This window comes from Pseudomonas sp. lyk4-R2A-8, assembly GCF_030209095.1.
GTDB lineage: Bacteria > Pseudomonadota > Gammaproteobacteria > Pseudomonadales > Pseudomonadaceae > Aquipseudomonas > Aquipseudomonas quebecensis.
The window spans coordinates 1-25,254 of sequence record NZ_JARVSS010000006.1 but is presented as its reverse complement, the minus strand read 5'-3'; the positions used below and the strand labels follow the sequence as shown (position 1 = coordinate 25,254).

Below are 25,254 nucleotides of genomic sequence, written 5' to 3'. Positions count from 1 at the left end.
GCGTGTTTATGCGATAGCGACGTTCAATTAGACGGTCTGCACGATCATTTTTGCGAATATTCGACGAATGTCTCCAGCACCTGCGCCATCTGCGCCCGGCTTACATCCAGATGAGTGACCATGCGCAGACGCGGGGCGGCGCTCAACTTGATCCCGCGCTCGGCGGCAAACGCCTTCAAGGCCTGCGCCTGGTCGCCCACCTGCACATAGACCATGTTGGTCTGCACCGGCTCCACCGTGTAGCCGGCCTTGCGCAGCTCATCCCCCAACCACTGGGCATTGGCATGGTCTTCGGCCAGGCGCTGCACCTGATGGTCCAGTGCATACAGGCCCGCCGCCGCCAGAGCACCGGCCTGGCGCATACCGCCACCGACCATCTTGCGCAGCCGGCGCGCTTTGGCGATCAGCGCGGTAGAGCCGCATAACACCGAGCCTACGGGTGCACCGAGGCCCTTGGACAGGCACACCGACACCGAATCGAAATGCGCGGCGATCTCACGCGCGTCCACGCCCAGCTTGACCGCCGCGTTGTAGAGCCGCGCGCCATCCAGATGCAGGGCCAGGTCGTGTTCGCGAGTAAATGCCCGTGCCCTGGCCAGGTACTCCATCGGCAGCACCTTGCCCTGCATGGTGTTTTCCAGGGCCAGCAAGCGGCTGCGGGCGAAGTGGAAGTCGTCGGGCTTGATGGCGGCCAGCACGTGGTCCAGATCCAGCGAACCGTCCGCCTGCACTTCCAACGGCTGTGGCTGGATCGAACCCAGCACCGCCGCACCACCGCCTTCGTATTTGTAGGTGTGGGCCTGCTGGCCGACGATGTATTCCTCGCCGCGCTCGCAGTGGGCCATCAGCGCCAGCAGATTGCTCATGGTACCGGTGGGCACGAACAACGCGGCGGCGAACCCCAGGCGTTGGGCCAGCTCGGCTTCCAGGCGGTTGACGCTGGGGTCTTCGCCGTAGACGTCATCGCCGCAGACGGCGCTGGCCATGGCATCGCGCATGCCGGCGGTGGGTTGGGTCACGGTATCGCTGCGAAGGTCTATCACGGTCATCAAACTGGCCTCGGGCAGGTGGGGCGTTTTGTCGTATTGACGATTACTGCGGGCAAACCCGCGAGATATCAAGCCCTATGTGCAGTCAATCGAATAGCTACCAAACAAACCGATATAGCTTATCGATACGGCGTCCGTGCAGTTTCTGAAAAACCGTGTTAAAAACTCTGCGCCGCCAGGGTTCTGGCGGCAACGTTCTCAGGGCGGGGTGCAATTCCCCACCGGCGGTAATTGCACGCAATGTGCATAGCCCGCGAGCGCTTGACGCCTTGGACTGCTCACGCAGGCCGGCGCCAAGGTCAGCAGACCCGGTGTGATCCCGGGGCCGACGGTCATAGTCCGGATGAAGAGAGAACGGGATTGGCACCTAAGGGCCGCACGCCTGTTTGCGCATGCGTACCCTTAAATCCCATTCGATTCATAACGCCCTGTTTTTTTCTTAAACAGGAGTCAGAACATGCAACCCACCGCTATCGACAGCAAAAGCAAAAACCATCACGGCGAGCGCGTCGCGTTTATCCAGGCCTGCTGGCACAAGGATATCGTCGACCAGAGCCGTAAAGGCTTTCTCGCCGAAATGATCGCCCAGGGCTACCAGGAATCGGACATCGATTTCTTCGAAGTCGGCGGCGCCTTTGAAATGCCCCTGCACGCCAAACTGCTGGCCAAGACCGGCCGTTACGCCGGCATCGTCGCTGCTGCGCTGGTGGTGGATGGCGGTATCTACCGCCATGAGTTCGTCGCCCAATCGGTGGTCAGCGGCCTGATGCAGGTGCAACTGGAAACCGAAGTGCCGGTGTTCTCGGTATCCCTGACGCCGCATCACTTCCACGGCGGCAGCGAACACACGACGTTCTTCTACGAGCACTTCGTGCACAAGGGCCAGGAAGCGGCACGGACCTGCGCCGACACGCTGCACAAAGTGCGGGCGATCCGTCGCAGCGAGCCACGGGCGGTAGCAGTCTAAGCAATACTGCAAAACAAAATGTGGGAGGGGGGCTTGCCCCCTCTCACATTCGGTCCAGGTCTATGCCAGGCCCACGTCCGTGGTCGGCACAATCAATATCCCTGCCCGCAAACCGTTTTTCACCTTCGGGTTGGGGAAGATGATGCGCGCACCCTCCTCCTCGATTACCCAACGGGTCTTGGCCACGTCTTCGGCCAGCAGATAACCCTTTTTCAACTCAGAAAAGTTTTCCACATCCGCCGGCAAGTGCAGCAGGAACGCATCGCTGTGCTTGATCACTTCCCGCGACACGGCAAACAGTTTCAACCCATCCAGGCTGTCGGTCGCAGGCTCGGTGCCTTCGATGATCTGCGTCAGGCGCGATTCCAGGCGTGAAACGTCCACCCCCTGGTTCTGCCCGAACGGCCGCGCCTTGCCCAATTCCAGGGTGAAAGCCTCGGCGTCCAGTTGCTCGTAGGTGAAGGCCGTGAAGGTGATCGAGGTTTTGTTCTGCAACAGCACCGCTTCCATGCCCGCCGCACGCAAACGTTCCAGCTCGCGACGCGAATGCTGGCGCCCGTCTTTCCACGGGTACAGCGCGAACTGCTCGATTTTGGAGCCACGGATGGCGGTGTGCAGGTCGTAATGCAGGCGCGTGCGCTCGGGTTTGCTGAAAAAACTGCGCGCCAGTTGTTCCAGCTCTGCGGCACGCATGGCTTCGGGGCCGATGTTTTTTTCGTGACGGCCGTTGAACAGCCGGTTGATGTCCAGTTCCAGGTAACGCTCGCCGCGGCGCATGGCCTCGGGGTTGCCGAACAGGAACAGAATACGGGTGCGGGGCTTGATGTCCCCACGGGCGATGCCATGCAACAGGCGGTCGAGCAGTTCGATCGGCGCGGTTTCGTTGCCATGGATGCCGGACGACAGCAGCAGATCGCTGCCATTGTCCCTTGTCTCGGGAGGTCGCACTTCCAATGCGCCCTCGCTGAGCCAGCGCATCTGCACGCCGTCGACAGTCAGTTGAATTTTTTGCGCCGGTTCGCGACCGGCGAGGGTCAGTTCAAGCAGTTTGCCGAGGGCGAGCATACGCAAGCTTCCTTAGTGGTTGCAGCCAGGACCGTGGACGTGATCGTCATCATCGCCGTCAACGTCGGCCGGTTCCATTTCCAGTTGCAGGCTCATCAGGTTGGTGGCCAACGGGCGCATCAGCAGGTTGGCGTACTCGGCGTCGCCTTCCTCCACGTCCACACCGATCAGCAGTTGGCCGCGGCCGTCGTGCTGAATCCAGATTTCCTTGCCCTGCCACACCACGGCGACGCGGGTGCAGGAGGTTTCCAGCTGGGTGCCGTCGGTGTCTTCAAGGATCAGTTTCAGGGTGTCGGTCATAAAATGCTCTCAGCCGTGCGGCGTTAATTGATCTGGAAAGGATAAACCGCGCCCAGTTTAAGGATTTGCGTCAGTTCATCCAGTGCCGTCCGGCACTCAAGCAGCAATTGCGGGTCAGCCAGGTCGGTTTCGCGCAGGCTGTCGCGGTAGTGCTTGTGGACCCATTGGGTCAGCGTGTCGTACAACGGCGCGGTCATGATAACCCCTGGGTTTACCGCCGCCAGTTCGGTTTCGTTCAGCGCCACGCGCAGGCGCAGGCACGCCGGGCCACCGCCGTTCTGCATGCTTTGCTTGAGGTCGAAGACCTTCACTTCACGGATCAACCCACCCGAGGCGGTCAGGCCCTGCAGGTACTGCCAGACGCGTTCATTGGCGCGGCACTCTTCCGGCACGATCAGCAGCATCGAGCCGTCGGCGCGAGTCAGCAACTGGCTGTTGAACAGGTAGGAACGCACCGCGTCCTCGACGCTCACCAGGGCGCGCGGTACACACACCGACTGGAAATTGCCGCCCAGCTTGCCCAGCTTGGCCTGCAGTTCGCCGAGCATCTGCTCGGTATTGAGAAACGCATCCTCGTGGTAGAACAGCACTTCGCCGTTGCCCACCGCGATCACATCGTTGTGGAACACGCCGGCATCGATCACCGCCGGGTTCTGCTGGGCGTAGACCACGCCGTCATCCTTCAGGCCATGCAGACGGGCGACGGCCTGGGAAGCTTCCAGGGTCTGGCGCGCCGGGTACTTCTGCGGTGCCGGGTAGCGGGTGTCGAACGCACTGCGGCCGAACACGAAAAACTCCACACCGGCCTCGCCGTAGTCACGGCAGAAACGCGTGTGGTTGGCGGCGCCCTCGTCGCCGAACTGCGCCACTGCCGGCAACGCGGCGTGGTGGGCGAAGTGCTGCGGGTTGGTAAACATGGCGCCCAGCACGCGACTGGTGGTCGGGTGCTCGATGCTGCGGTGGTATTTGCAGTTGAGGTTGGCGGCGGTGAAATGCACGCGGCCGTCGGCGGTGTCGGCGCTGGGGCTGACGGTGGCGGCGTTGGCCACCCACATGCTCGATGCCGAACAACTGGCAACCAGCAACGGCATGGCCTGCTTGGCCGCCTGCTGGATCACCTGAGCATCGCTGCCGCTGAAGCCGAGGTTGCGCAGCGCGGCCACGTCGGGACGTTCCTGGGGAGCCAGCACGCCTTGCACGAAGCCCATGTCCATCAGGGCCTTCATTTTTTGCAAGCCCTGCAACGCCGCTTCCTTGGGGTTCGAAGACTGCTGGCTGTTGCTCTGGGACGCGACGTTGCCGTAGGACAACCCGCCGTAGTTATGGGTCGGCCCCACTAGACCGTCAAAATTGACTTCATAGGATTTCATCGGCGAGGCTCCACGAACATCTGTTTTTATAGGCATCAAAAGTCTTCAACACATCCCCTCCCACCTCTAGATGAGGGTAATGCCAGGGGTCAGTGTCGCGGGCACCACCAGGCTTGGGGTTTCCAGCGATGCCACCGGGTACGCGCAATAATCCGCCGCGTAATACGCACTGGCGCGATGATTGCCCGAGGCCCCTACTCCACCAAATGGCGCGGTGCTGGCGGCGCCGGTCAACTGTTTGTTCCAGTTGACGATACCGGCGCGGCTTTCCAGCCAGAATTGCTGGTAGCGCGCTTCGGAATCGGACAACAAGCCTGCGGCCAGGCCGTACTGGGTGTTGTTGGCTTCGGCAATCGCCGCTTCGAAGTCGTGGTAACGGATCACCTGCAGCAGCGGGCCGAACAGCTCTTCGTCTTCGCGTTCGGTCACGCCGGTCACATCGATGATACCCGGCGTCAGCAACGCTGCCTGGTCCTGGGGCTGGGTCATTTCCAGCAGCGCCACGGCGCCATTGGCCAGCATCAGCTCCTGGGCGTCCATCAAGGCTTTGGCGGCGGCGAGGGAAATCACCGAGCCCATGAACGGCGCCGGTTGCTGATCGAACGCGCCGACTTCAATGGTCGAACTGACTGCCACCAACCGCGCCAGCAACGCATCGCCCCAGGCGCCTTGCGGCACCAGCAGACGACGGGCGCAGGTACAACGCTGGCCGGCCGAGATAAATGCCGACTGGATGATGGTGTAGACCGCCGCGTCCACGTCGGCCACTTCGTCCACCACCAGCGGGTTGTTGCCGCCCATTTCCAGGGCCAGGATTTTGTCCGGGCGCCCTGAGAATTGCTGGTGCAGATGGTTGCCGGTACGGCTGGAACCGGTGAAGAACAGGCCGTCGATGCCTGGATTGGCCGCCAAGGCGATTCCGGTTTCCCGCGCGCCTTGCAGCAGGTTCAGTACGCCCGCCGGCAGGCCGGCTTCGATCCAGCATTGCACGGTCAGCTCGGCGACCTTCGGGGTCAGTTCGCTGGGTTTGAACAGCACCGTGTTGCCCGCCAGCAACGCCGGCACGATATGCCCGTTGGGCAAGTGACCGGGGAAGTTATACGGACCGAACACCGCGACCACGCCGTGAGGCTTATGGCGCAGCACAGCGGTGGCGTCGCCCAGCGGGCCGCTCTTCTCGCCGGTGCGTTCGCGATAGCTTTGCACGGAGATGGCGATCTTGTTCGCCATGCTGGTGACTTCAGTCGCCGCTTCCCACAGCGGCTTGCCGGTTTCCTCACCGATGCAGCGGGCGATTTCATCGGCGCGGCGCTTGAGCGTGGCGGCGAAAGCGTCCAGCACCGCGATGCGTTCTTCCAGGCTGCGCCGAGCCCAGCTCGGGAACGCCTGACGCGCGGCCTGTACGGCGGACTCGACCTGCTCGGCGGTGGCGCCGTTGCCAGCCCACAGCACGTGCTGAGTCACCGGGTTGCGCGATTCAAACAGTTCACCCTGGCCGGCCAGCCAGCTACCTGCGATATACAACGAATTCATTACTTCGACTCCCGAGCAGCGGACAACGGTACGGCACGCACCTGATCGCCGACCACCAGTTGCAGACGCTTGGCGGTCAACGGGTCGACCACCAGCGTGCCGGCGGCCAGGCGCGCCGGTGCGGCGGCAATGCGGCAATCTTCGCGTTTGCGGTTATGAATCAGGAACGGCGTGGCGTCGTCCCCTGGCGTACCGATGGCCAACACCAGCGACTGGCTGTCGCGCACCGCACGGATCTTGCTGGTTTCGCATTCCACCGCCGGGCCGGCGTCGAAAATGTCGACATAGCCCTGGTAGCTGAAGCCTTCGCTCTTGAGCATGCTCAGCGCCGGTTCGGTGTCGGGGTGGACCTTGCCGATCACGCTGCGCGCGTCTTCGGACAAAAAGCAGCTGTACAGCGGAAACTTCGGCATCAGCTCGGCGATAAACGCCTTGTTGCCCACGCCCGTGAGGTAGTCGGCCTGGCTGAATTCCATTTTAAAGAAATGCCGGCCCAGGCTCTCCCAGAACGGCGAACGCCCGGCCTCGTTGGACACGCCGCGCATCTCGGCAATGATCTTGTTGCCGAACAGCTGCGCGAACTCCGCGATAAACAACAGGCGCGCCTTGGCCAGCATGCGGCCGTTGAGACCGTTGCGGTAATCGGCGTGCAGGAACAACGAGCATAATTCGGAATTGCCGGTGAGGTCGTTGGCCAGAAACAGCGTCGGGATCTCGCGGTAGATGTTCAATTCCTGGGACGCGCTGACGGTCAGGCCCACCCGGAAGTTGTACCAGGGCTCACGCAGGCCGACGGCACCGGCAATCGCGGAAATGCCGACCACGCGGCCCTCGTCGTTTTCCAGCACGAACAGGTAGTCGGCATCGCCGCGACCGGCCTCGCCGCGAAAGGTTTTCTCCGCCCAGCCCACGCGGTGGGTCAGACGCTCTTCGTTGGCCGGCAGGGTGGTCAGGCCGGTGCCGGTGCTGCGCGCCAGATCAATCAGGGCCGGTAAATCGCTGCTGCGTACGGGACGAACGATCATGCTATCTCCTCAGACGGGCCGCTCTTGGCCACCCGCGAAACTCTGCGTTTAAACCGCGACCAGGCGCACACTGGCGCCCTCGCCGACGCCCAGGGCTTCAGCCGCGGCCAGGTCCAGGGTTACCGGCTTGCCAGGCGCGTAATCCAGCTCCAGCATCACCGCACGGTAATCCTGCAGCTGCGCGTTGCTGACCAGGTACTGGCGGCCGACGCCCTTGACCATCTCGCCGATCTTCACCGGCACCACGCGGCTCTGGGCAATCGAACGGATGCCCGAGACCCGCGCATGCAGCGTCGGGCCGCCGTCGAAGATGTCGATGTAATGATCGGTCTCGAAGCCTTCGCGCATCAGAATGTCGAAAGTGATCTGCGCGCGCGGGTGCACCTGGCCCATCGCCTCCTGGGCTGCGTCCGGCAGCAGCGGCACGTAGATCGGGTAATGCGGCATCAGCTCGGCGAGGAAGGTGCGGCTCTTGAGCCCGCACAGGCGCTCGGCGGCGGCGTAGTTGAGGTCGAAGAAGTTGCGGCCGATGGCGTCCCAGAACGGCGAGTCACCGTTCTCGTCGCTGTAGCCGACAATCTCGGTGACCACCGAATCGGCAAAGCGCTCCGGATGGCTGGCGACAAACAACAGGCGCCCGCGGGAATTGAGTTCCGACCACGGCGAGCCGACCAGTTCCGGCACCACGTAGAAACTGGTGAGCAGGCTGTTGCCGGTCAGGTCGTGGCACTGGGAAAGCACGTGAATCTTGTTGTGGATCTTCAGCTCGCGAGAGGCGTGCACGAAGGTCTCGTTGCGAAAACTGTAGAACGGCTCGGAATAACCGGCCGAGGCGACGATGGCCGAGCAACCGGCGAGCTTGCCGGTCTCGGTGTCTTCGAGCACGAAGAAATAGCTTTCTTCGCCGTTGAAACTCACCTCGGCCGCGAAAGACGCTTCGCTGGCGGCGATCTTGTCGCTCAGGCGTTCCACATCGTCCGGCAAGGAGGTGACACCAATCGGGCTGTCCGCAGCCAGACGCTGTACCTCGCCCAGATCAGCCATTTGCGCGGGGCGCATCACCAGCATGGTGTCACTCCTTAACTCGAAAATTCACAGAAAAAAATACCGGACAGGTCAGGAACGCCACATAGCTTCAAGTGGGCATATTCCAGTGTGGGAGGGGGCTTGCCCCCGATAGCAGTCTGTCAGTTGATACATCTGTGACTGATACACCGCCATCGGGGGCAAGCCCCTCCCACATTTGATCCGGTCCGACAGACAGATGTGTATCAGGCTTGGGTCAGCGTCTTTACCGCACGCTCGAAACGGTCCAGGCCTTCGCTGATGTCCGCCTCATCCACCACCAGGCTCGGGGCAAAACGCACCACGTCCGGGCCGGCTTGCAGGATCATCAGGTTTTCTTTTTCGGCCGCGTTGAACACGTCCTTGGCCTTGCCCTTGAATGCATCGCTCAATACGCAACCGATCAGCAGGCCCATGCCGCGTACTTCGGTGAACAGGCCGTACTGCTTGCCGATCTGCTCCAGGCGCGCCTTGAACAGTGCGTGCTTGGCCTTCACGCCCGCCAGCACCTCAGGGGTGTTGATCACATCGATCACCGCTTCAGCCACCGCACATGCCAGCGGGTTGCCGCCGTAAGTGGTGCCGTGGGTGCCGACCACCAGGTGCTTGGCCAGCGCTTCGGTGGTGAGCATCGCCGCGATCGGGAAACCGCCACCCAGGCTCTTGGCGCTGGTGAGGATGTCCGGGGTCACGCCGTAATGCTGGTAGGCGAACAGGTGGCCGCTGCGGCCCATGCCGGTCTGCACTTCGTCGAACACCAGCAGCGCGTTGTTCGCGTCGCACAGGTCGCGGGCGCCTTGCAGGTAAGCCAGTTCGGCCGGCAGTACGCCGCCTTCGCCCTGGATCGGTTCCAATACAACGGCGCAGGTCTTATCCGACACGGCGGCTTTCAGCGCTTCCAAGTCGTTATAAGGAACGTGGGTGATGCCGGTGATTTTAGGCCCGAAACCATCGGAGTACTTGGACTGCCCACCGACGTTGACGGTGAACAGGGTACGGCCGTGGAAGCTGTTGAGCGCGGCAATGATCTCGTATTTTTCGCTGCCGAAGCGGTCGAACGCCACGCGGCGGGCCAGCTTGAAGGCGGCCTCGTTGGCCTCGGCGCCGGAGTTGCAGAAGAACACGCGCTCGGCAAACGTGGCGTCGATCAGCTTATGCGCCAGGCGCAGGGCCGGCTCGTTGGTGAACACGTTGGAGACATGCCACAGCTTGTTGGCCTGTTCGGTCAACGCGCCGACCAACGCCGGGTGGGCATGGCCCAATACGTTGACCGCGATGCCGCCAGCAAAGTCGATCAGCTCGCGACCGGCCTGGTCCCATACACGTGAACCTGCGCCACGCACGGGAATGAACGCGGCAGGTGCGTAGTTGGGAACCATGACCTGGTCGAAATCGGCACGTTGCACCGGGGCTTGCTCAACGGACATCGGAGTCTCCTGAAGAGGAACGCCTGCCTGGAACTGGCGGGCGATGCAGGGATTGTAAGGACAGTTTTCGGCGCGGCCTTGCCGCCAAGCGACAACTTCTTATAGCGCCAACCCGCGATTTTCGTGGGTTTACGCCAATGCGACAAATAGCGTCGCAATGGCGCAGTTTAAACCGTGTAAAGCCGCAGAGGCAGGCCAAGGCGGATTGTTTTAATCCGGACAAGCCGCGCAACTATCTAACACCGCCCCTATGTCACCCTCTGGCTTGCTAGGCCTTCATTTACCACATGAAGGCGCCAGCCGATGCCCGTGCAACCCGACCCAACCGCCCCGCTCGATTTACTTCCCACCTATCGCGACCTTCACCACGACCTACTGGCGAAGGCCATTCCCGCCTGGCTGGGCAACGCGTCCGATGCTCGCCGGGCAGCCCTCAAGGCTGTCACCCCGCGCATCGAGCCCTGGCATGCGAATGCCACCGCCGAGCAACATGACGCGCTCAAGCCGCTGATCGGCGAAGCGTGGGCCGCGCAAAACCAAGTGGACCGGGTGATGACCAGCCTCAAATCCCCCCAAGACTTCGGCGCACCGATTCTGCAACAAGCCCTCAAGCAGCGCTTCGGTGTCGAGCGTGATGTGCGCAGCACCTACCTTCGGCTCTATATCCCCGCCACCATTCCCTGGCTCAAGGTCAAGTCCGGTGCCGCGCGTACCTGGACGGTGTCGCTGCTGGAAGCGGCGTTGCACAACTTCGAAGAATCGGAAACCCGAGAAGGCGCGTACGAAGAAGCGTCCACCTTCATCACCCGCCCCGGTGCCGATGGCCATTTCGAAAGCCTGCCCGGCGTCGCCACCCGCATCAGCGTACCCGCCTTCACCCAGCTATGCCGCGAGCTGGATATCGGCCGCCAGTACAGCGCCTACCTCGAGCAGTACCTGGGGGTGCAGGATGCGGCGGCCAAGGCGGCCCTGCAGCTCAAGCTCAGGCAAAGCCACCAGTCGGCCTTGAAGGTCGCCTTGCAGATGGCACGGATGAAGGGCGACATCCCGCAAGCCAGTGTTGATCCCCTCGCGCGCCTGTTCAATGGCCAGGACTGCACTTCGCTGCTGCGTCACGACTTGAGCCTGCTGTCCACCCCGCTCACCGGCATCGTGCTGTTTGCCGCAGACCTTGAACGCAGTCAAACCGTGGTGCCCGTAGTGGCCTACATTCCCGGCGACCCGGAACACCCGCTCAAGTACTACCCCTCCACCGCCCACTTCATGCAGGAACTGACGATCAAACTGCGCCATCCCAAGTACCAGCGCTTTTTCAGCCATTTTGTCGGCCATGAGGAACAGGGCCGTTTTTTCACCCTGCTGGACACGCGCCTCAGCGAAGTCACCTGGCATCCACACACCCAGGGGGACGCACGCCCCAGCTGGCGCGAAACACCGACAGCCGCTCCTGACCTGCAAGCGGTCTCCACCCCTTTCGGCGAAGACCTGTTCGAGCACCTCTACCACAGCCACTTGAATAAGCTGCTCAACGATGCGCGGAGCATGGCGATCGCTACCGCCAGCGTCGACCAGCAGGCGCGCTGGCGGCGTTGGGACCTGCTGGGTAAGATCAGTTCGGCCTTGCTGCAGGTCGTCGCCTTCATCGCCGCGCCTTTCGTGCCGCCACTGGGGCTGTTGATGCTCGGCTACACCGCCTACCAATTGCTCGATGAGACCTTCGAGGGCATTGTCGACTGGGCCGAAGGCGTCAAGGACCAAGCCTTCGAACACCTGATGTCGGTGCTTGAACAACTGGTGCAACTGGGCCTGTTCGCCACCGGCCTGCCCATCGCCGAAAGTTTGCTGCGCCAGGCGCTGCCCGCGCACGTGTGGGCATTTTTTGACACGCTCACACCGGTCATGCGCAAGGATGGCTCCTCCAGGCTGTGGAATGCGGACCTGGCACCCTATGCCCACGACCTGTCGCTGCCCGCCGACGCCATGCCCGATGCCAAGGGCCTGTATCGCCACGCCGGCAAAGACGTCCTGCCCCTGGCCGGCCAGCACTACGCCGTGGCGACGGACCCTGTAACCGGGCACTATCGCCTGCAACATCCTTCACGCCCCGATGCCTACCGTCCGCGCCTGTACACCAATGACCGCGGTGCCTGGGTCACCGAACTGGACTACCCGCTGGCGTGGGACCGCCCGACCCTGTTGCGCCGGCTCGGCCATCAGGTCGATGCCCTGAGCGATGCCCAACTGGAGCAGGTTCGCCACATCAGCGGGGTCGATGACGATGCGCTGCGCGCGCACTACCTGAACCGGCAGCCGCCGCCGGCACTCTTGGCCGACAGCCTCAGGCGCTTCAAGATCGACCACGACCTGCACACCTTCGCCGCTCAACTGCGCAGCGACGATCCGGCCGTATATAGTCACGCCGATGCCCAGACCCAGCTGTTCCTGCTGACCCGTTACGGCCTGTGGCCCAAGACCAAAACCCTGCGTTTTCTCGACCGCCACGGCACCGTTGCCTGGGAAGTCGTCGGCAACCCGGATGCCGCCGTGGTGCAGATACCCGAGGAACAGTTAACGAACGGCGACCTGTTGAAAACCCTGCTGCATGCACTGGACGAACCTGAACGTAAACAGTTGCTGGAGGAAGAGTTCGGCTTGCCGCCGATCTCCCTGGAGGCACGAGCCGGGACCCTCAGGGCTCGATTGGCCGACCTGGCCCAGGACAAACATGCGGCGCTGTTCGAGTCGCGCTACCACAGCCTGGAACACACCACCGACGCTGGGTTGCAAAGTCTTATCAACGCAGAGCGCGGCCTGCCTCTGAGCGCCGCCGAAGCGCTGCTGCATCACGCCAGCACCAGCGAACTGCGTGAGCTGAACCAGGGCAATATCCCGCAATCCCTTCAACAGCGGGCACGCGCCGCCTTGCATCAGGTACGCGTGGCTCGCGCCTATGAAGGGCTGTATCGGGAGTCGCTGGCTTCGCTGGACACCCACCGCCTGGCCCTGCATTCATTGCAGCGCCTGCCGGGTTGGTCGAGTGACGTGCGTATCGAGGTCAGGGACTACAGTGCCAGCGGCCCGCTGCGCGACAGCATTGGCAGCGCCAGCGCCCCTATCCACCGAACCTTGATCCGCCACGAAACCGGAGGCTATACACCGACCACGCTCACCGATGAGCTGCTCGGGGTCACCGACCTGTACACCGCCGTCCTGCAGGCCCTGCCCGACACCCAACGTGACGCACTGGGCCTGCACATCGGCCAAGGCCCGCAGCTCAGGCAGGCAATGGCCGAACACGCACTGGAACACCGCCAACTCAGCCCGTTACTGGCGGCCGATCCCATTCTCAAGCCCAGCCATGACCCCAGTACCATGCGCCTGCTCGGCGGCATGGAGGGTTATCGAGCGGCACCCGCGCACCAGCCCGGCACCGTGCCAAGCATCCAGGCGCAGTTGCAACAGCTCTATCCCCGCCTCTCTCAAGAACGCATCAATGCGCTGGTCATCACCCTGCAGCGCCTACCCGGTGGACCCTCGAGCGCGGTGGCGGCACTGAGAGTCGAATACGCGCAACTGGACAATGACCTGGATATCTGGGAAAGCAATACACCTCAGCGGTCCACCACCGGAGAACGCCTGAGGCATCAGGATTACACGTATGCAAGGCGCAATCGCCGCCTTTGGGCCGATGAAATCCGGCGCGCCTGGCGCCACGAAACCACGGTCGACGACTACTATGAGCCGATCACCCGCAACGGCCTGCGCCTGCTGCTCAGCGCCCCCATCGAAGGCGAGCTGCCACAACTGACCGCACGCTTGCCTCACGTGACACTCCTGGAACTGCAAGGCAGCGAGCGCCCGGTCGCGCACCTCGACGCCTTCCTGGCGCTGTTTCCAAACCTGCGCCTGCTGGCGGTGCGCGACATGCCGCTGAACGCACTTCCCGCCGCCACACCGGGCATGCCGCACCTCAATGAACTGATTCTGAGCAACTGTTCGATCACCTTGAATGCCCGGAGCGCGCAAACGCTGTCGGCCATGACGCGCCTCAGAAGCCTGGATCTCTACAACAACCCGTTGGGCATCACGCCCGATGTGACGAACATGCCGCAGCTGAGCTTTCTGGACCTCAACCACACAGGTATCACCGAAGTACCGCCAGGCCTGGCGAATCGCCCGCGACTGGAAGCCGCGATCCTGTCGAACAACCGCATCAGCGCGTTGCCCGCCGAGCTGTTCACCTTGCCGGCGGCTGTCAGCGAACACTTCGACCTGGCGAACAACCCGTTCACCCCGACGACCCTGGAACAGGTGAAAATCTACTTCCAACGCACCGGCAGCCACTGGGAAGCCACGCCACACGCCTTGGACGTCGCCCGGGTTAAAGCGCTTTATCCGTCCTTCAATGACAGTGAAGTGCGCAGTTTTATCTTTGGCCTGCACGGCACTTTGGAAATGGGGCGAATAGAACTGACACGCCTTGAGCAGGAGTACACAGCCCTGCAGACAGAATTGACCCAATGGGCCACGCAAGCGCCACGTCCGCAGGACATCCAGACGCGCCAGACCTTCAAGGCATTGCTTGAAGCCTGCTGGCGCAAGGAGTCGGCGTTGGACGAGCGCAGTACCAGCATCGTACCGACCTACGCACTGCGTGTTCCCTCGCCGCTTGCCGGTGACCTGCCGGCGCTGGGCGTGCTTTTCCGCGAGGTTTCATCGCTTGAGCTGCAAGGTAACGCCAGCCCACTGCAAGTGGCGCAGTTCCTTAAAGCGTTTCCTCAACTGACCAGCCTGCGGGTGGAAAACGCCTTGCTCGGTGCCATTCCACCCACGGTCTTCGAGCTGCCCTACCTGGTCTCGCTGCAGCTGCCACGCTGCGGCGTGCGCCTGTCGGCCGGCGAGGAACAAGGCCTTATCGGCCTGTACTACCTTGAGCACCTGGACCTCAGTCACAACCCGCTCACCCACCTACCCGATTTCGAACGTCTGCCCAGGTTGTTCAGGCTATCGCTGCAAAACACCGGCATGACCGAGCTCCCCGCCAGCCTGCTGGTGCCCACGGGACGCCGTGAAATCAACCTGAGCCACAACCGGATCAGCCAGTTGCCCGAGGATTTGTTCGCACTGCCTGCGTCGGCCACCAGAGCCTTCAACCTATCGGGCAACCCGCTGTCGCGCCAGGCATTGCAGCACATCAAAACCTACAGCCAGGCCCAGGGCGAGCATCTGCAAGCCGATGCGCCAGCCAACGAGCGCGCGCGGGTATCAGTGCTTTACCCAACATTCTCTTCGGCGGAGGCCAACCGTTTTGTGTTCAACCTGCCAGGCGATATGGACGCCGTACCTCGAGCACTCGACAGCCTGGAAGCCGAGTACCGCCAGCTCTGCGCAGATTTGCAGACGTGGGCACTGGATGTCCCGGCACCCGAGCCCACGCAAGGCGCCCGGATGGATGAGCAGCTCCAGGCCCAGGAGCAGATCAACCGCCTGATGTTCAAAGAGTTGCTGGAACAGGGCTGGCGCCGCGAGAGTCCGTTGGATGAACTCAATGGCGGCGAGCCACCCACTCACGAGCTGACGTTTGAGACACCGCTGCGTGGCGCACTACCGAGGTTGAACGCGCGTTTCGAACACATCTCTCGACTGGACCTGAGCACGGGCGACATCACCACCGACATCGACGGGTTGCTCGCAGGCTTTCCCAAACTCAAAAGCCTGTCGGTGTTCCGTTACGCCCTGAGCAAGCTGCCTTCCTCGATATTCGACATACCCAGCCTGACCTCCCTGAGCCTTCAGGAATGCCGGATTATCCTGACTGAGGAAACCGCCGGCGCGCTGGCGGCGATGACGCAACTGGAGTACCTGGACCTGAGCGAGAACCCACTGGGCCTGCCGATTGACGTGAGCCAGCTGTCCAACCTGCAGTCGCTGTATATGCAGGACGTCGGGCTCACCGAGTTTCCCAGTGGCGTATTTGGCCTGCATCACCTGACCACATTGGACGTCAGCGACAACGCCATCGTAGAGGTGCCCGCCGACATCCTCGAACGGCAACTGCCCTTCGATGAAGAGTCTGACTTCAGTGGGAACTCGTTTTCGCCTGCCAGCATCGAGCGTTTAAGAACCTATTTCTTGCAGACCGGCAATGACCTGGGAGTCGCGGATGCGGCCCACGATGATGCAGGCGCCCCTCTGGCGCCGCCGACACCGCCGGAGCCCGTGGAGGAGTAACCCGTCAGCCGCGCTCGGCCGGCACCGACGACAACTCGAATGGGCTGCTGCTGCGGCGCTGGTTGCGGTCTTCACGGGGGGTGGCGCCGAAGAAATTGCGGTAGGCGCTGGAGAAGTGCGGCCCCGAAGAGAAGCCGCAGGACAGGCCGATCTGGATGATCGACTTGCTGGTTTGCATGAGCATCTGGCGCGCCTTGTTCAGGCGCAGTTCCAGGTAGTACTGGCTGGGGACGCGATTGAGGTATTGCTTGAAGATGCGTTCCAGTTGTCGTCGCGACACGCACACGTGCTGGGCGATTTCGTCGGTGGTCAGCGGCTCTTCGATGTTGGCTTCCATCAGCAGCACTGCCTGGGTCAGCTTCGGATGGCTGGAGCCCAGGCGGTTTTGCAGGGGGATACGCTGGCGCTCGCCGCCTTCGCGGATGCGCTCGACCACCAGTTCTTCGGACACCGCACCGGCCAGTTCGGCGCCGTGGTCACGGGCCAGCACCGCCAGCAGCAGGTCGAGCACCGACATGCCGCCGCAGGCGGTCAGGCGGTCGCGGTCCCAATCGAACAGATGGCTGGTGGCGATGACCTTGGGGAAGCGCTCGGCAAAGTCGTCCTGCCAGCGCCAGTGCACGGCGGCACGGTAGCCGTCGAGCAGACCGAGCTGGGCCAACGGATAGACGCCGGCCGACAACCCGCCGATCACACACCCGGCGCGCACCAATTGCTTGAGCGCGCTGCTCAGTTGAGAGGCGATGACGGCAGGTGGCTCGTCGGCCAGCAGGAACAGTTTCTGAAAGCCTTCGAGCTTGCCGGCCCACGGCTCGCCCGGCAGTTGCCAGGCACCTTCGGCGGCAGGTTCGGCAAGCAGAAACGACAGCTCGTAGACCACTTCCGGATGCACCCGCTGGGCCACGCGCAAGGCCTCCTCAGCCAGCGCAAGCGTGAGTGCTTTTGTGCTGGGCCAGATCAGGAAACCAATTTTGTGGGCGGTCATGGAAGGCTATCCGAAGCAAAAACAGTGAAAGAAGCCGTGGGCCAATGCTAGCCCGTAAATGAACACAAATCTCAAAAACGATGAATATCCAATGTGGGCGGGGGCTTGCCCCCTCCCACATAAAGCAGCGCTCACACGGAGTGGCTACTTCAAGCTGCCGGACAGGAACTGCTGCAACCGCTCCGATTGTGGATTCACCAGCACTTCACGCGGGTTGCCGCGTTCTTCGACGATGCCTTTGTGCAAAAACACCAACTGGTTGGACACTTCACGAGCAAAGCCCATTTCGTGGGTCACCACCACCATGGTGCGGCCTTCCAGGGCCAGGTCCTGCATCACCTTGAGCACTTCGCCCACCAGCTCAGGGTCGAGGGCCGAGGTGGGTTCGTCGAACAGCATCACCTCCGGTTCCATCGCCAGGGCACGGGCAATCGCCACGCGCTGCTGCTCGCCGCCGGACATATGGCCGGGGAACGCATCCTTGCGATGGCCCACGCCGACCTTGGCCAGGTAGTGCTCGGCCTTTTCACGGGCGTCTTTTTTCGACATGCCCAGCACATGCACCGGTGCTTCCATCACGTTTTCCAACGCGGTCATGTGCGACCACAGGTTGAAATGCTGGAACACCATGGAGAGGCGCGAACGCATGCGTTGCAGCTGCTTGGGATCGGCCGCCTTCATGGCGCCGTCCTTGTTGGCCACCAGTTTCAGCTCTTCGTTATTGAGCAGGATCTTGCCGGCGTGGGGTTGCTCCAGCAGGTTGATGCAGCGCAAAAAGGTACTTTTGCCCGAACCGCTGGAACCGATGATGCTGATCACATCACCGGCGGCGGCGGCCAGGGACACGCCTTTGAGCACTTCATGACTGCCATAGCGTTTATGCAGGTCTTGGACTTCAAGCTTGTACATGCGGTCGGTTCTCACAAAAACAGGTGGTCAGTCGTTGAGCAAGCGCCCGTGTCGCAGCGCTTCGCGCCCCGCCACCTTGGCCAGCCAGAAACCCGCTTGGGCATAACGTAGCCGTTCAACGGCAAACAGCACCCCCGAGGTGCCCGCGCAGATAATGCTCACGCGGTCGGTCAGGGGATCAATCACTTCAAAAATCGGTTCGCCTTTGTCGACCCAGTCCCCGGCCTTGCGCAGGTAACTGATCACCCCGGCGTGGGGCGCGAACAGCAACTCGGTGCCTTCGAACGGCACGCCTTCGCACGGTTCGTGTTGCGGCGCCGGCCACTCGCCTTTGATCAGGCCCTGCTCGGCGAGGAAGGCGAGGATGCCTTCGGCATGGAAGATCGCTTCGTCGCGACCGGTGTCGGCCTGACCGCCCAGCTCCAGCGTCGTCGCCAGGCACGCCAACGGGATCTGCGCCTCGGGGAATGCCCGCGACAAGCGCAACCACGGCAGCGAACAGGCTTCATCGAACGAACTGCCGCCGGAGTCTTCCGCGAGCAGGCCGACCTTCACATTCAGGTGCGCCGAGAGCGAACGCCACTGCGGCCAGTGCTGGGGCAACGCGTACATGTGCAGCGCGGCTTCGGCGTCGCAGTGCAGGTCGAGCACGATATCGGCGGTGCACGCATGCTTGAGCAATACGCGCTGCATGCCCTGCAGCTGACTGCTCGGCTCGGGCAGTGCGTCCAACGCCTGGCTCATCGCCTGGCGAATCAGGCGCACATTGGCGTGAGGGTCATCCCCCAGCTTGCCGGTGAGCAGCTCGGCCACGGGCTCGCTCAATTCAACGAAGTCGCGATTGAAATTCTTGCCGCTGCCCACTTCGAAACGGCCCTGGTGGCTGCCTTGCAGCAGCTGCCCAAGGCCCATCGGGTTGGCCACCGGCACCAGCTCGATCACGCCGTTGAGGGCGCCTTGCCGTTCCAGTTCGATCAGACGCTTTTTCAGCTCCCAGGCGGCGCGCATGCCGGGCAGCTCATCGGCGTGCAGGCTGGCCTGGATATACGCCTTGCGCTCGCCGCTGCCGAAACGGAACACACTCAGCTGGCGCTCGCAGCCCAGGTGGCCCCAGGGCAACAGGTGGTCGATACGTTCCATATCAGTGCTTCCGTGGAGCCAGGTAGCTCAGCCAGCGGCGCTCGGCCAACTTGAACAGGCGCACCAGGATGAAGGTCAGGCACAGGTAGAACACGCCGGCGGTGATATACGCTTCGAACGGCAGGTAATACTGCGCGTTGACGGTACGGGCCGCGCCGGTGATGTCGATCAATGTGACGATGGAGGCCAGGCTGGTGGTCTGCAGCATCATGATCACTTCGTTGCTGTACTGCGGCAGCGCGCGGCGCAGAGCCGACGGCAGCAGGATGCGGCGGTACAGCTTGTAGCGCGACATGCCCATGGCCTTGGCCGCTTCGATCTCGCCATTCGGAGTGGCCCTGAGGCTACCGGCAATGATTTCGGCGGTGTAGGCGCTGGTGTTGATCGCAAAGGCCAGGCACGCGCAGAACGTCGCGCTGGACAGCCACGGCCACAGGAAGCTCTCGCGCACCGCTTCGAATTGCGCCAGGCCGTAGTAGATCAGAAACAGCTGCACCAGCATCGGCGTGCCGCGGATCACGTAGGTGTAGAGCCAGGCCGCGCCGTTGACCAGCGGCTGCTTGGACACCCGCATCAAGCCCAGGGGCACCGCCACGAGCAGGCCGAAGAACAGCGAGATCGCCAGCAGTTTCAGGGTGGTCGCCAGGCCGCCGAGGTACAGCGGCATGGCCTCCCAGATGACGTTGTAGTCGAAGATCATAGATCAGCCGCCCTTACGCCTACCGAGTAGCGCTTTTCAAGGTAACGCAAGGCCAGCAACGACACGCTGGTGATCACCAGGTACATCGCCGCCACTGCGAGGAAGAAGGTGAAAGGCTCGCGGGTGGCGTCGGCCGCCTGCTTGGCCTTGAACATCATGTCTTGCAGGCCCACTACCGAGATCAGCGCGGTGGCCTTGGTCAGTACCAGCCAGTTATTGGTGAAGCCGGGGATCGCCAGGCGGATCATCTGCGGCACCATCACCCGGAAAAACACCTGGAAGCTGCTCATGCCATACGCAAGGCCGGCTTCGGCCTGGCCCTTGGGGATGGCCATGAAGGCGCCGCGGAAGGTTTCCGACAGGTAGGCGCCAAAGATGAAACCCAGGGTGCCGATGCCGGCGGCCAAGGGGTTCAAGTCGATATAGTCGTCAAAGCCCAGCAGCGGCGCGACGCGATTGAGCAGGTCCTGACCGCCGTAGAAAATCAGCAGGATCAGCACCAGGTCGGGGATCCCGCGGATCACCGTGGAGTACAAGTCACCCAGCCAGGCCAACCAGCGCACCGGCGACAGGCGCAACGCGACCCCGATCAGACCCAGAACAATGGCCAAGGCCATGGACGACAAGGCGAGCTGAAGCGTCAACCATGCGCCATCGAGGATGACGGCCCCGTAGCCTTTCAACATGATTCAGGTCCTCGAAAAGGGGGATGAAAAAATGGCGCAAACCGCAGGAATTCTGTTGCTTGCGCCATTCTGGACAGACAGCCGCGACGATTTACTTGGCGTCGGCGCCGTAGATATCGAAGTCGAAGTACTTGTCCTGGATTTTCTTGTACTCGCCGTTGGCACGGATAGCAGCGATCGCAGCGTTGATGCGGTCCAGGTTTTCCTTGTCGCCTTTGCGTACCGCGATGCCTACGCCGTCGCCGAAGTATTTCACGTCGGTAAATGCCGGGCCTTCAAACGCGAAGCCTTTGCCGGCGTCGGTCTTCAGGAAACCGTCCTGCAGCAGGGTGGCGTCAGCCACGGTGCCGTCCAGACGACCGGCGGCCACGTCCAGGTAGATTTCGTTCTGGGTGCCGTAAGGAACCACGGTGGCGCCTTTAGGGGCCAGCACTTCCTTGGCGAAACGATCATGGATCGAACCGCGCTGCACACCGATCTTCTTGCCTTTCAACTCATCCAGGCTGTCGCTGACGGTCGTGCCTTCCTTCAACACCAGGCGCGCCGGGGTCAGGTAGTAGCGGTTGGTGAAGTCGACGGACTTCTTGCGGTCGTCGGTGATGGACATGGACGACAGGATCGCATCGATCTTGCGCACTTTCAGCGCGGGGATCAGACCGTCGAATTCCTGCTCGACCCAGGTGCATTTAACGTCCATCTGCTTGCACAGCGCGTTGCCGATGTCGTAGTCGAAACCGACGATGCTGCCATCCGGCGCTTTCGATGCGAACGGAGGGTAGGCTGCTTCGATACCAATTTTCAGCGGCTTGCCTTCAGCGAAAGCCTGCATGGACAGCACGGACAGCGCCAGGGCGCCCAACAGCACGAGTTTCTTCATCTTGGGACTCCATCGGTATAGGGCAGAAACAGCAGTATGAGCCAGGGCCCACGATGCGATTGAGTAAAACCGAATAGCGGTGCTGCGTCCTGCGCCGGTGGCTACCTGCGACGACGAGCGAGTGATCGGCATTCTAACGACAGGCCGGAAGCCGATATTTCCTCAATGCGACAACAATTTACAGAAGCACCGAGAAAGCGGTTCCAGCTCATTGACAGCCTCTGAAATTTATGCAGAGACAAAAGATATTAAACCTGTTGATGCTGCAAATTGCGGGCCTATTATTCGCAAACCCTTCTAGCACGGCAAGTCTGGCGTTTAATCTTATTTCAAAGGGTGTCTAAAACGCGGTTTTTCGCGGCATGAGCGTAGCGCTTTGCCTCATGCCTGGGCAGGAGGTTACACATTTGCACCGCTCGGTAACATTCAGAAACCTCCTACGGGAAAAACCGATATTTATTGGTTTCTACCTTGATCGTTCCCACGCTCCGCGTGGGAATGCAGCCCAGGACGCTCTGCGCCCGCTCTACTTGGATGTCCACCGTTTTTAAGCAACGACAAAAAAGCCCCACTCGGCCTACGCCGAATGGGGCTGTTTGCCACCTACCCCGCCTTACGCGACGTTCATGGTCTTGTGCGTTTCAATCAAATGCGCCACCACACCCGGGTCGGCCAGGGTGGAGATATCCCCCAGCCCGTCATATTCGGCCGTGGCGATCTTGCGCAGGATACGACGCATGATCTTGCCCGAACGCGTCTTCGGCAGGCCCGGCGCCCACTGGATCACGTCCGGCGAAGCAATCGGCCCGATCTCTTTGCGCACCCAGTTTTTCAGCTCCAGACGCAGCGCTTCGGTCGGCTCTTCGCCACCATTCAAGGTGACGTAGACATAAATGCCCTGGCCCTTGATGTCGTGCGGCACACCCACCACCGCCGCTTCGGCAACTTTAGGGTGCGCGACCATGGCGCTTTCGATCTCGGCGGTGCCCATGCGGTGGCCGGACACGTTCAACACGTCATCCACGCGCCCGGTGATCCAGTAGTAGCCATCCTCGTCACGACGCGCACCGTCACCGGTGAAGTACATGCCACGGAAGGTCTTGAAGTAGGTGTCGACGAAACGGTCATGGTCGCCGTACAGCGTACGCGCCTGGCCCGGCCACGAATCGAGGATCACCAGGTTGCCTTCGGCGGCGCCTTCGATCAGGTTGCCGAGGTTATCCACCAACGCCGGCACCACACCAAAGAACGGCCGCGCCGCCGAGCCCGGCTTGAGCGCGTGGGCGCCGGGCAGCGGGCTCATCATGTTGCCGCCGGTTTCGGTCTGCCACCAGGTGTCGACAATCGGGCAACGGGACTGGCCGACGTTCTTGTAGTACCAGTCCCAGGCTTCCGGGTTGATCGGCTCGCCCACCGAACCGAGCAGGCGCAGGCTGCTGCCGTCGGCGCCTTCGCAGGCGGCGGTGCCCGAGGCCATCATCGCGCGGATCGCGGTCGGTGCGGTGTAGAGGATATTGACCTTGTGCTTGTCGACGATCTTGGCCACCCGGGTGATGTCCGGGTAGTTCGGCACGCCTTCGAACAACAGCGTGGTCGCGCCATTGGCCAGCGGGCCGTAAACGATATAGGTGTGGCCGGTGACCCAGCCGACGTCGGCGGTGCACCAGTAGATTTCGCCCGGGCGGTAGTCGAACACGCGCTCATGGGTCAGGGCCGCGTACAACAGGTAACCGCCGGTGGTGTGCTGCACGCCTTTAGGCTTGCCGGTGGAACCGGAGGTGTAGAGGATGAACAGCGCTTCTTCGGCGCCCATCTCTTTGGGCGCACACACGGTGCCCGCCACTTTCATCAGGTCTTCGTACCAGATGTCGCGATGCTGGTTCCACTTGATCTGGCCATTGGTGCGCTTGCACACGATGACCTTCTGGATGCTGCTGGTTTCCGGGTTGGTCAGGGCATCGTCGACATTAGCCTTGAGCGGAATTTTCTTACCGGCGCGGATACCTTCGTCGGCGGTGATCACCACTTTCGACTTACAGTCGATAATACGACCGGCCAGGGCCTCCGGCGAAAAACCACCGAATACCACCGAATGAATTGCACCGATACGCGCGCACGCCAGCATGGCGACCACGGCCTCGGGAATCATCGGCATATAGATAGTCACCACGTCACCACGGTGCACGTCCTGGCCACGCAGGGCGTTGGCGAACTTGCAGACTTCTTCGTGCAGCTCGCGGTAGGTGATGGTGCGGCTTTCGGCAGGGTCATCGCCCTCCCAGATGATCGCCGCCTGGTCGCCGCGCTCGGCGAGGTGACGGTCCAGGCAGTTGTAGGAAACGTTCAGGGTGCCATCGGCAAACCACTTGATGTCGACGTGGTGATCGTCGAACGACGTCTGCTTCACCGTGGTGAAAGGCTTGATCCAGTCGAGACGCTTGGCTTGCTCGCGCCAGAAACCATCGGGGTTGACCACCGACTGCTGGTACATGGCCTTGTAGGTCGCCTCGTCGGTCAGCGTGTTGGCTGCTACTTCGGGGCGAACGGGGTACAGGGAAGCCGCACTCATCTTTCTTACCTCGGTGACAATAGTTGTTTTTGTATGGCCCCTGTTGTAGCCGGGGTGAGCCTATAGAACCATTCGACGATGGTAGTAACAAGACCCTACAAATTGCCCTGCTATGCCCTTACACCGCTCTGGCCCGCTGCCTGCGCGGCTTTGCGCGCAGATGGAAAAAACCTGATTCGGCGATTGTTACAAAAACCGCCAAAAGTGTTTATCAAAAGCACGGGTATATGAATATAACCCGCAGGCCTAGAATCAGTTCCGCCAACCAAGGCACCGTGATTAACACCGTAACAGCCCCCACGAAGGCAACGTTAATCCGAACTTCCCAACTTTTAAGTTACACACGCGGCCTCACAAGGGCCCCGTGACCCCTTTCGCCCTGAAGAAGGTAGATACAGTAATGAAAGCTTTATTAGTTATGGCCCTCAGCAGCCTGTGCGCCACCGCCGCCCTGGCCGACGAGGCCCCGACTGAACTGGCCGGCCAGAATGCACCGATTGTTGAGGACTACACCTACAGCACCAAGCTGGACGTAGCCAAAGTGTTGTCCATGAGCAACATCCCGGAAGTCTGCGAAGTTGTACCGGTAAAAATGGAATATGAAGATTCCCAAGGTCAGCGTCACATTCTTAATTATCACGTGATGGGTAATGGTTGCTCTAACGGATAACAACTTCGTTAGTTGGAACAGACCCGGATCTTATTCGCCGCAAGAAATCGTTCTTGCGGCAAAGAACCGACGCCTGGCAAGGCACGCGGTACATGTGGGAATGGGGTTGCCCCCGATAGCGGTCGTCACTCAGCCCCTCCCCTCCCTTCCTCTCTTCAAAAAGCCCTACCCTACCCCCCACAATAAATAGCCCACCGCCCGTCAAAAATTTCCTACCCCATCAACCCCCCGCAAACCCTCACTCTGGCTCAAATAGCCGCCTTTTTGTCTCTGATCCGAGACCATCCGTCGCAACACAAAGCCGAATTTTTCCCTATAATGCGCGGGTAAATCGGGCCTGCAATATCCCTTTACACAGGGACGAAGAGCCAGACCTGAGGCCACCGCCGGAGCTTGCACCTGTTGCTCCGCCCCTCAAGCCTCACGCAGAGCACCCGTTACGCAATTTCCGTTTAATGCCTGCGCGAGCTGTTGCAAGAAACGATTCCTTAAGATCCACCGCGGCCCGAGAGCCGTGTGAACACCCAACCATCCGGTTTCACACGGGCACCTTGGAGCCCTCACGCAGGAGACGACACGTCATGCTGAGCTGGGACGAATTCGACAAAGAAGATGAAGGCGAAGTAGCCACCAAAGGCGCCAACGCCGGCCACGCCACCGAAGCCAACATGGACCGCCTCGACGGT

The 25,254-nt window shown here is 61.7% G+C and carries 18 protein-coding genes and 1 riboswitch; of the genes, 3 read left to right on the top strand and 15 right to left on the bottom strand.

Annotated elements, in window-relative coordinates:
- Positions 1-44: 44 nt before the first annotated feature.
- Positions 45-1,049 (bottom strand): low-specificity L-threonine aldolase, encoded by a 1,005-nt coding sequence (gene ltaE, locus QRN10_RS07110; RefSeq protein ID WP_285428083.1) that lies wholly within the window; start codon positions 1,047-1,049, stop codon positions 45-47.
- 190 nt (positions 1,050-1,239) lie between these two features.
- A riboswitch (FMN riboswitch) is annotated at positions 1,240-1,409 on the top strand.
- Between the two features lie 97 nt (positions 1,410-1,506).
- Here ltaE and QRN10_RS07105 point away from each other — a divergent pair.
- Entirely contained in the window at positions 1,507-2,016 is a 510-nt protein-coding gene (locus QRN10_RS07105; RefSeq protein ID WP_057723717.1) for a 6,7-dimethyl-8-ribityllumazine synthase, read from the top strand.
- Positions 2,017-2,076: 60 nt separating this feature from the next.
- Here the strand turns inward: QRN10_RS07105 and astE are convergent, their stop codons facing one another.
- The 7 genes from astE to QRN10_RS07070 all read right to left on the bottom strand — a co-directional run bounded on the left by astE (position 2,077) and on the right by QRN10_RS07070 (position 9,801).
- Positions 2,077-3,081, bottom strand: coding sequence for a succinylglutamate desuccinylase (astE, locus tag QRN10_RS07100; RefSeq protein ID WP_266246463.1), 1,005 nt, complete (start codon positions 3,079-3,081; stop codon positions 2,077-2,079).
- Positions 3,082-3,093: 12 nt separating this feature from the next.
- Positions 3,094-3,381 (bottom strand): topoisomerase II, encoded by a 288-nt coding sequence (locus QRN10_RS07095; RefSeq protein WP_181081202.1) that lies wholly within the window; start codon positions 3,379-3,381, stop codon positions 3,094-3,096.
- 23 nt (positions 3,382-3,404) lie between these two features.
- On the bottom strand, positions 3,405-4,751 hold the full coding sequence (gene astB, locus QRN10_RS07090; protein WP_285428080.1) for an N-succinylarginine dihydrolase: 1,347 nt from the start codon (positions 4,749-4,751) through the stop codon (positions 3,405-3,407).
- Positions 4,752-4,817: 66 nt separating this feature from the next.
- Positions 4,818-6,284: a succinylglutamate-semialdehyde dehydrogenase gene (gene astD / locus QRN10_RS07085; RefSeq protein ID WP_181081204.1), complete on the bottom strand. Its 1,467-nt coding sequence runs from the start codon at positions 6,282-6,284 to the stop codon at positions 4,818-4,820.
- Positions 6,284-7,309 (bottom strand): arginine N-succinyltransferase, encoded by a 1,026-nt coding sequence (astA, locus tag QRN10_RS07080; RefSeq protein ID WP_285428079.1) that lies wholly within the window; start codon positions 7,307-7,309, stop codon positions 6,284-6,286. Before astA ends, astD begins: the two co-directional genes overlap by 1 nt.
- Before the next feature lie 48 nt (positions 7,310-7,357).
- On the bottom strand, positions 7,358-8,377 hold the full coding sequence (gene aruF / locus QRN10_RS07075) for an arginine/ornithine succinyltransferase subunit alpha (protein ID WP_181081206.1): 1,020 nt from the start codon (positions 8,375-8,377) through the stop codon (positions 7,358-7,360).
- Positions 8,378-8,580: 203 nt separating this feature from the next.
- Positions 8,581-9,801: an aspartate aminotransferase family protein gene (locus tag QRN10_RS07070; protein WP_253509030.1), complete on the bottom strand. Its 1,221-nt coding sequence runs from the start codon at positions 9,799-9,801 to the stop codon at positions 8,581-8,583.
- Between the two features lie 303 nt (positions 9,802-10,104).
- On the opposite strand from QRN10_RS07070, the gene QRN10_RS07065 reads away from it, so the two are divergent.
- Positions 10,105-16,032 carry a dermonecrotic toxin domain-containing protein gene (locus QRN10_RS07065; protein WP_285428077.1) on the top strand — a complete coding sequence of 1,976 codons (5,928 nt, stop codon included), beginning with the start codon at positions 10,105-10,107 and terminating at the stop codon, positions 16,030-16,032.
- Positions 16,033-16,036: 4 nt separating this feature from the next.
- Here the strand turns inward: QRN10_RS07065 and argR are convergent, their stop codons facing one another.
- From argR to acs, 7 genes are all read right to left on the bottom strand, one after another.
- Positions 16,037-17,017: a transcriptional regulator ArgR gene (gene argR / locus QRN10_RS07060; RefSeq protein ID WP_253509034.1), complete on the bottom strand. Its 981-nt coding sequence runs from the start codon at positions 17,015-17,017 to the stop codon at positions 16,037-16,039.
- Between the two features lie 144 nt (positions 17,018-17,161).
- Positions 17,162-17,926 (bottom strand): ABC transporter ATP-binding protein, encoded by a 765-nt coding sequence (locus tag QRN10_RS07055; protein WP_124368064.1) that lies wholly within the window; start codon positions 17,924-17,926, stop codon positions 17,162-17,164.
- A 27-nt stretch (positions 17,927-17,953) separates the two neighbouring features.
- Positions 17,954-19,066 carry a succinylglutamate desuccinylase/aspartoacylase family protein gene (locus QRN10_RS07050; protein ID WP_253509036.1) on the bottom strand — a complete coding sequence of 371 codons (1,113 nt, stop codon included), beginning with the start codon at positions 19,064-19,066 and terminating at the stop codon, positions 17,954-17,956.
- A gap of 1 nt (position 19,067) precedes the next feature.
- On the bottom strand, positions 19,068-19,766 hold the full coding sequence (locus QRN10_RS07045) for an ABC transporter permease (RefSeq protein WP_181081211.1): 699 nt from the start codon (positions 19,764-19,766) through the stop codon (positions 19,068-19,070).
- Positions 19,763-20,452, bottom strand: coding sequence for an ABC transporter permease (locus tag QRN10_RS07040; protein ID WP_003193627.1), 690 nt, complete (start codon positions 20,450-20,452; stop codon positions 19,763-19,765). Before QRN10_RS07040 ends, QRN10_RS07045 begins: the two co-directional genes overlap by 4 nt.
- A 91-nt stretch (positions 20,453-20,543) precedes the next feature.
- A complete protein-coding gene (aotJ, locus tag QRN10_RS07035; protein WP_181081212.1) occupies positions 20,544-21,329 on the bottom strand; it encodes an L-arginine-binding protein AotJ in 786 nt (261 codons plus the stop codon).
- Between the two features lie 613 nt (positions 21,330-21,942).
- Positions 21,943-23,898 (bottom strand): acetate--CoA ligase, encoded by a 1,956-nt coding sequence (gene acs, locus QRN10_RS07030; protein ID WP_181081213.1) that lies wholly within the window; start codon positions 23,896-23,898, stop codon positions 21,943-21,945.
- A gap of 400 nt (positions 23,899-24,298) precedes the next feature.
- On the opposite strand from acs, the gene QRN10_RS07025 reads away from it, so the two are divergent.
- Positions 24,299-24,568, top strand: a complete 270-nt coding sequence (locus QRN10_RS07025; RefSeq protein WP_181081214.1) for a DUF2790 domain-containing protein — start codon at positions 24,299-24,301, stop codon at positions 24,566-24,568.
- Positions 24,569-25,254: the final 686 nt, after the last annotated feature.

What these genes read in the sequence shown, in the direction of transcription:
- ltaE (WP_285428083.1), bottom strand. Translation starts at nt 1,049, where the DNA reads ATGACCGTGATAGACCTTCGCAGCGATACCGTGACCCAACCCACCGCC.
- QRN10_RS07105 (WP_057723717.1), top strand. Translation starts at nt 1,507, where the DNA reads ATGCAACCCACCGCTATCGACAGCAAAAGCAAAAACCATCACGGCGAG.
- astE (WP_266246463.1), bottom strand. Translation starts at nt 3,081, where the DNA reads ATGCTCGCCCTCGGCAAACTGCTTGAACTGACCCTCGCCGGTCGCGAA.
- QRN10_RS07095 (WP_181081202.1), bottom strand. Translation starts at nt 3,381, where the DNA reads ATGACCGACACCCTGAAACTGATCCTTGAAGACACCGACGGCACCCAG.
- astB (WP_285428080.1), bottom strand. Translation starts at nt 4,751, where the DNA reads ATGAAATCCTATGAAGTCAATTTTGACGGTCTAGTGGGGCCGACCCAT.
- astD (WP_181081204.1), bottom strand. Translation starts at nt 6,284, where the DNA reads ATGAATTCGTTGTATATCGCAGGTAGCTGGCTGGCCGGCCAGGGTGAA.
- astA (WP_285428079.1), bottom strand. Translation starts at nt 7,309, where the DNA reads ATGATCGTTCGTCCCGTACGCAGCAGCGATTTACCGGCCCTGATTGAT.
- aruF (WP_181081206.1), bottom strand. Translation starts at nt 8,377, where the DNA reads ATGCTGGTGATGCGCCCCGCGCAAATGGCTGATCTGGGCGAGGTACAG.
- QRN10_RS07070 (WP_253509030.1), bottom strand. Translation starts at nt 9,801, where the DNA reads ATGTCCGTTGAGCAAGCCCCGGTGCAACGTGCCGATTTCGACCAGGTC.
- QRN10_RS07065 (WP_285428077.1), top strand. Translation starts at nt 10,105, where the DNA reads ATGCCCGTGCAACCCGACCCAACCGCCCCGCTCGATTTACTTCCCACC.
- argR (WP_253509034.1), bottom strand. Translation starts at nt 17,017, where the DNA reads ATGACCGCCCACAAAATTGGTTTCCTGATCTGGCCCAGCACAAAAGCA.
- QRN10_RS07055 (WP_124368064.1), bottom strand. Translation starts at nt 17,926, where the DNA reads ATGTACAAGCTTGAAGTCCAAGACCTGCATAAACGCTATGGCAGTCAT.
- QRN10_RS07050 (WP_253509036.1), bottom strand. Translation starts at nt 19,066, where the DNA reads ATGGAACGTATCGACCACCTGTTGCCCTGGGGCCACCTGGGCTGCGAG.
- QRN10_RS07045 (WP_181081211.1), bottom strand. Translation starts at nt 19,766, where the DNA reads ATGATCTTCGACTACAACGTCATCTGGGAGGCCATGCCGCTGTACCTC.
- QRN10_RS07040 (WP_003193627.1), bottom strand. Translation starts at nt 20,452, where the DNA reads ATGTTGAAAGGCTACGGGGCCGTCATCCTCGATGGCGCATGGTTGACG.
- aotJ (WP_181081212.1), bottom strand. Translation starts at nt 21,329, where the DNA reads ATGAAGAAACTCGTGCTGTTGGGCGCCCTGGCGCTGTCCGTGCTGTCC.
- acs (WP_181081213.1), bottom strand. Translation starts at nt 23,898, where the DNA reads ATGAGTGCGGCTTCCCTGTACCCCGTTCGCCCCGAAGTAGCAGCCAAC.
- QRN10_RS07025 (WP_181081214.1), top strand. Translation starts at nt 24,299, where the DNA reads ATGAAAGCTTTATTAGTTATGGCCCTCAGCAGCCTGTGCGCCACCGCC.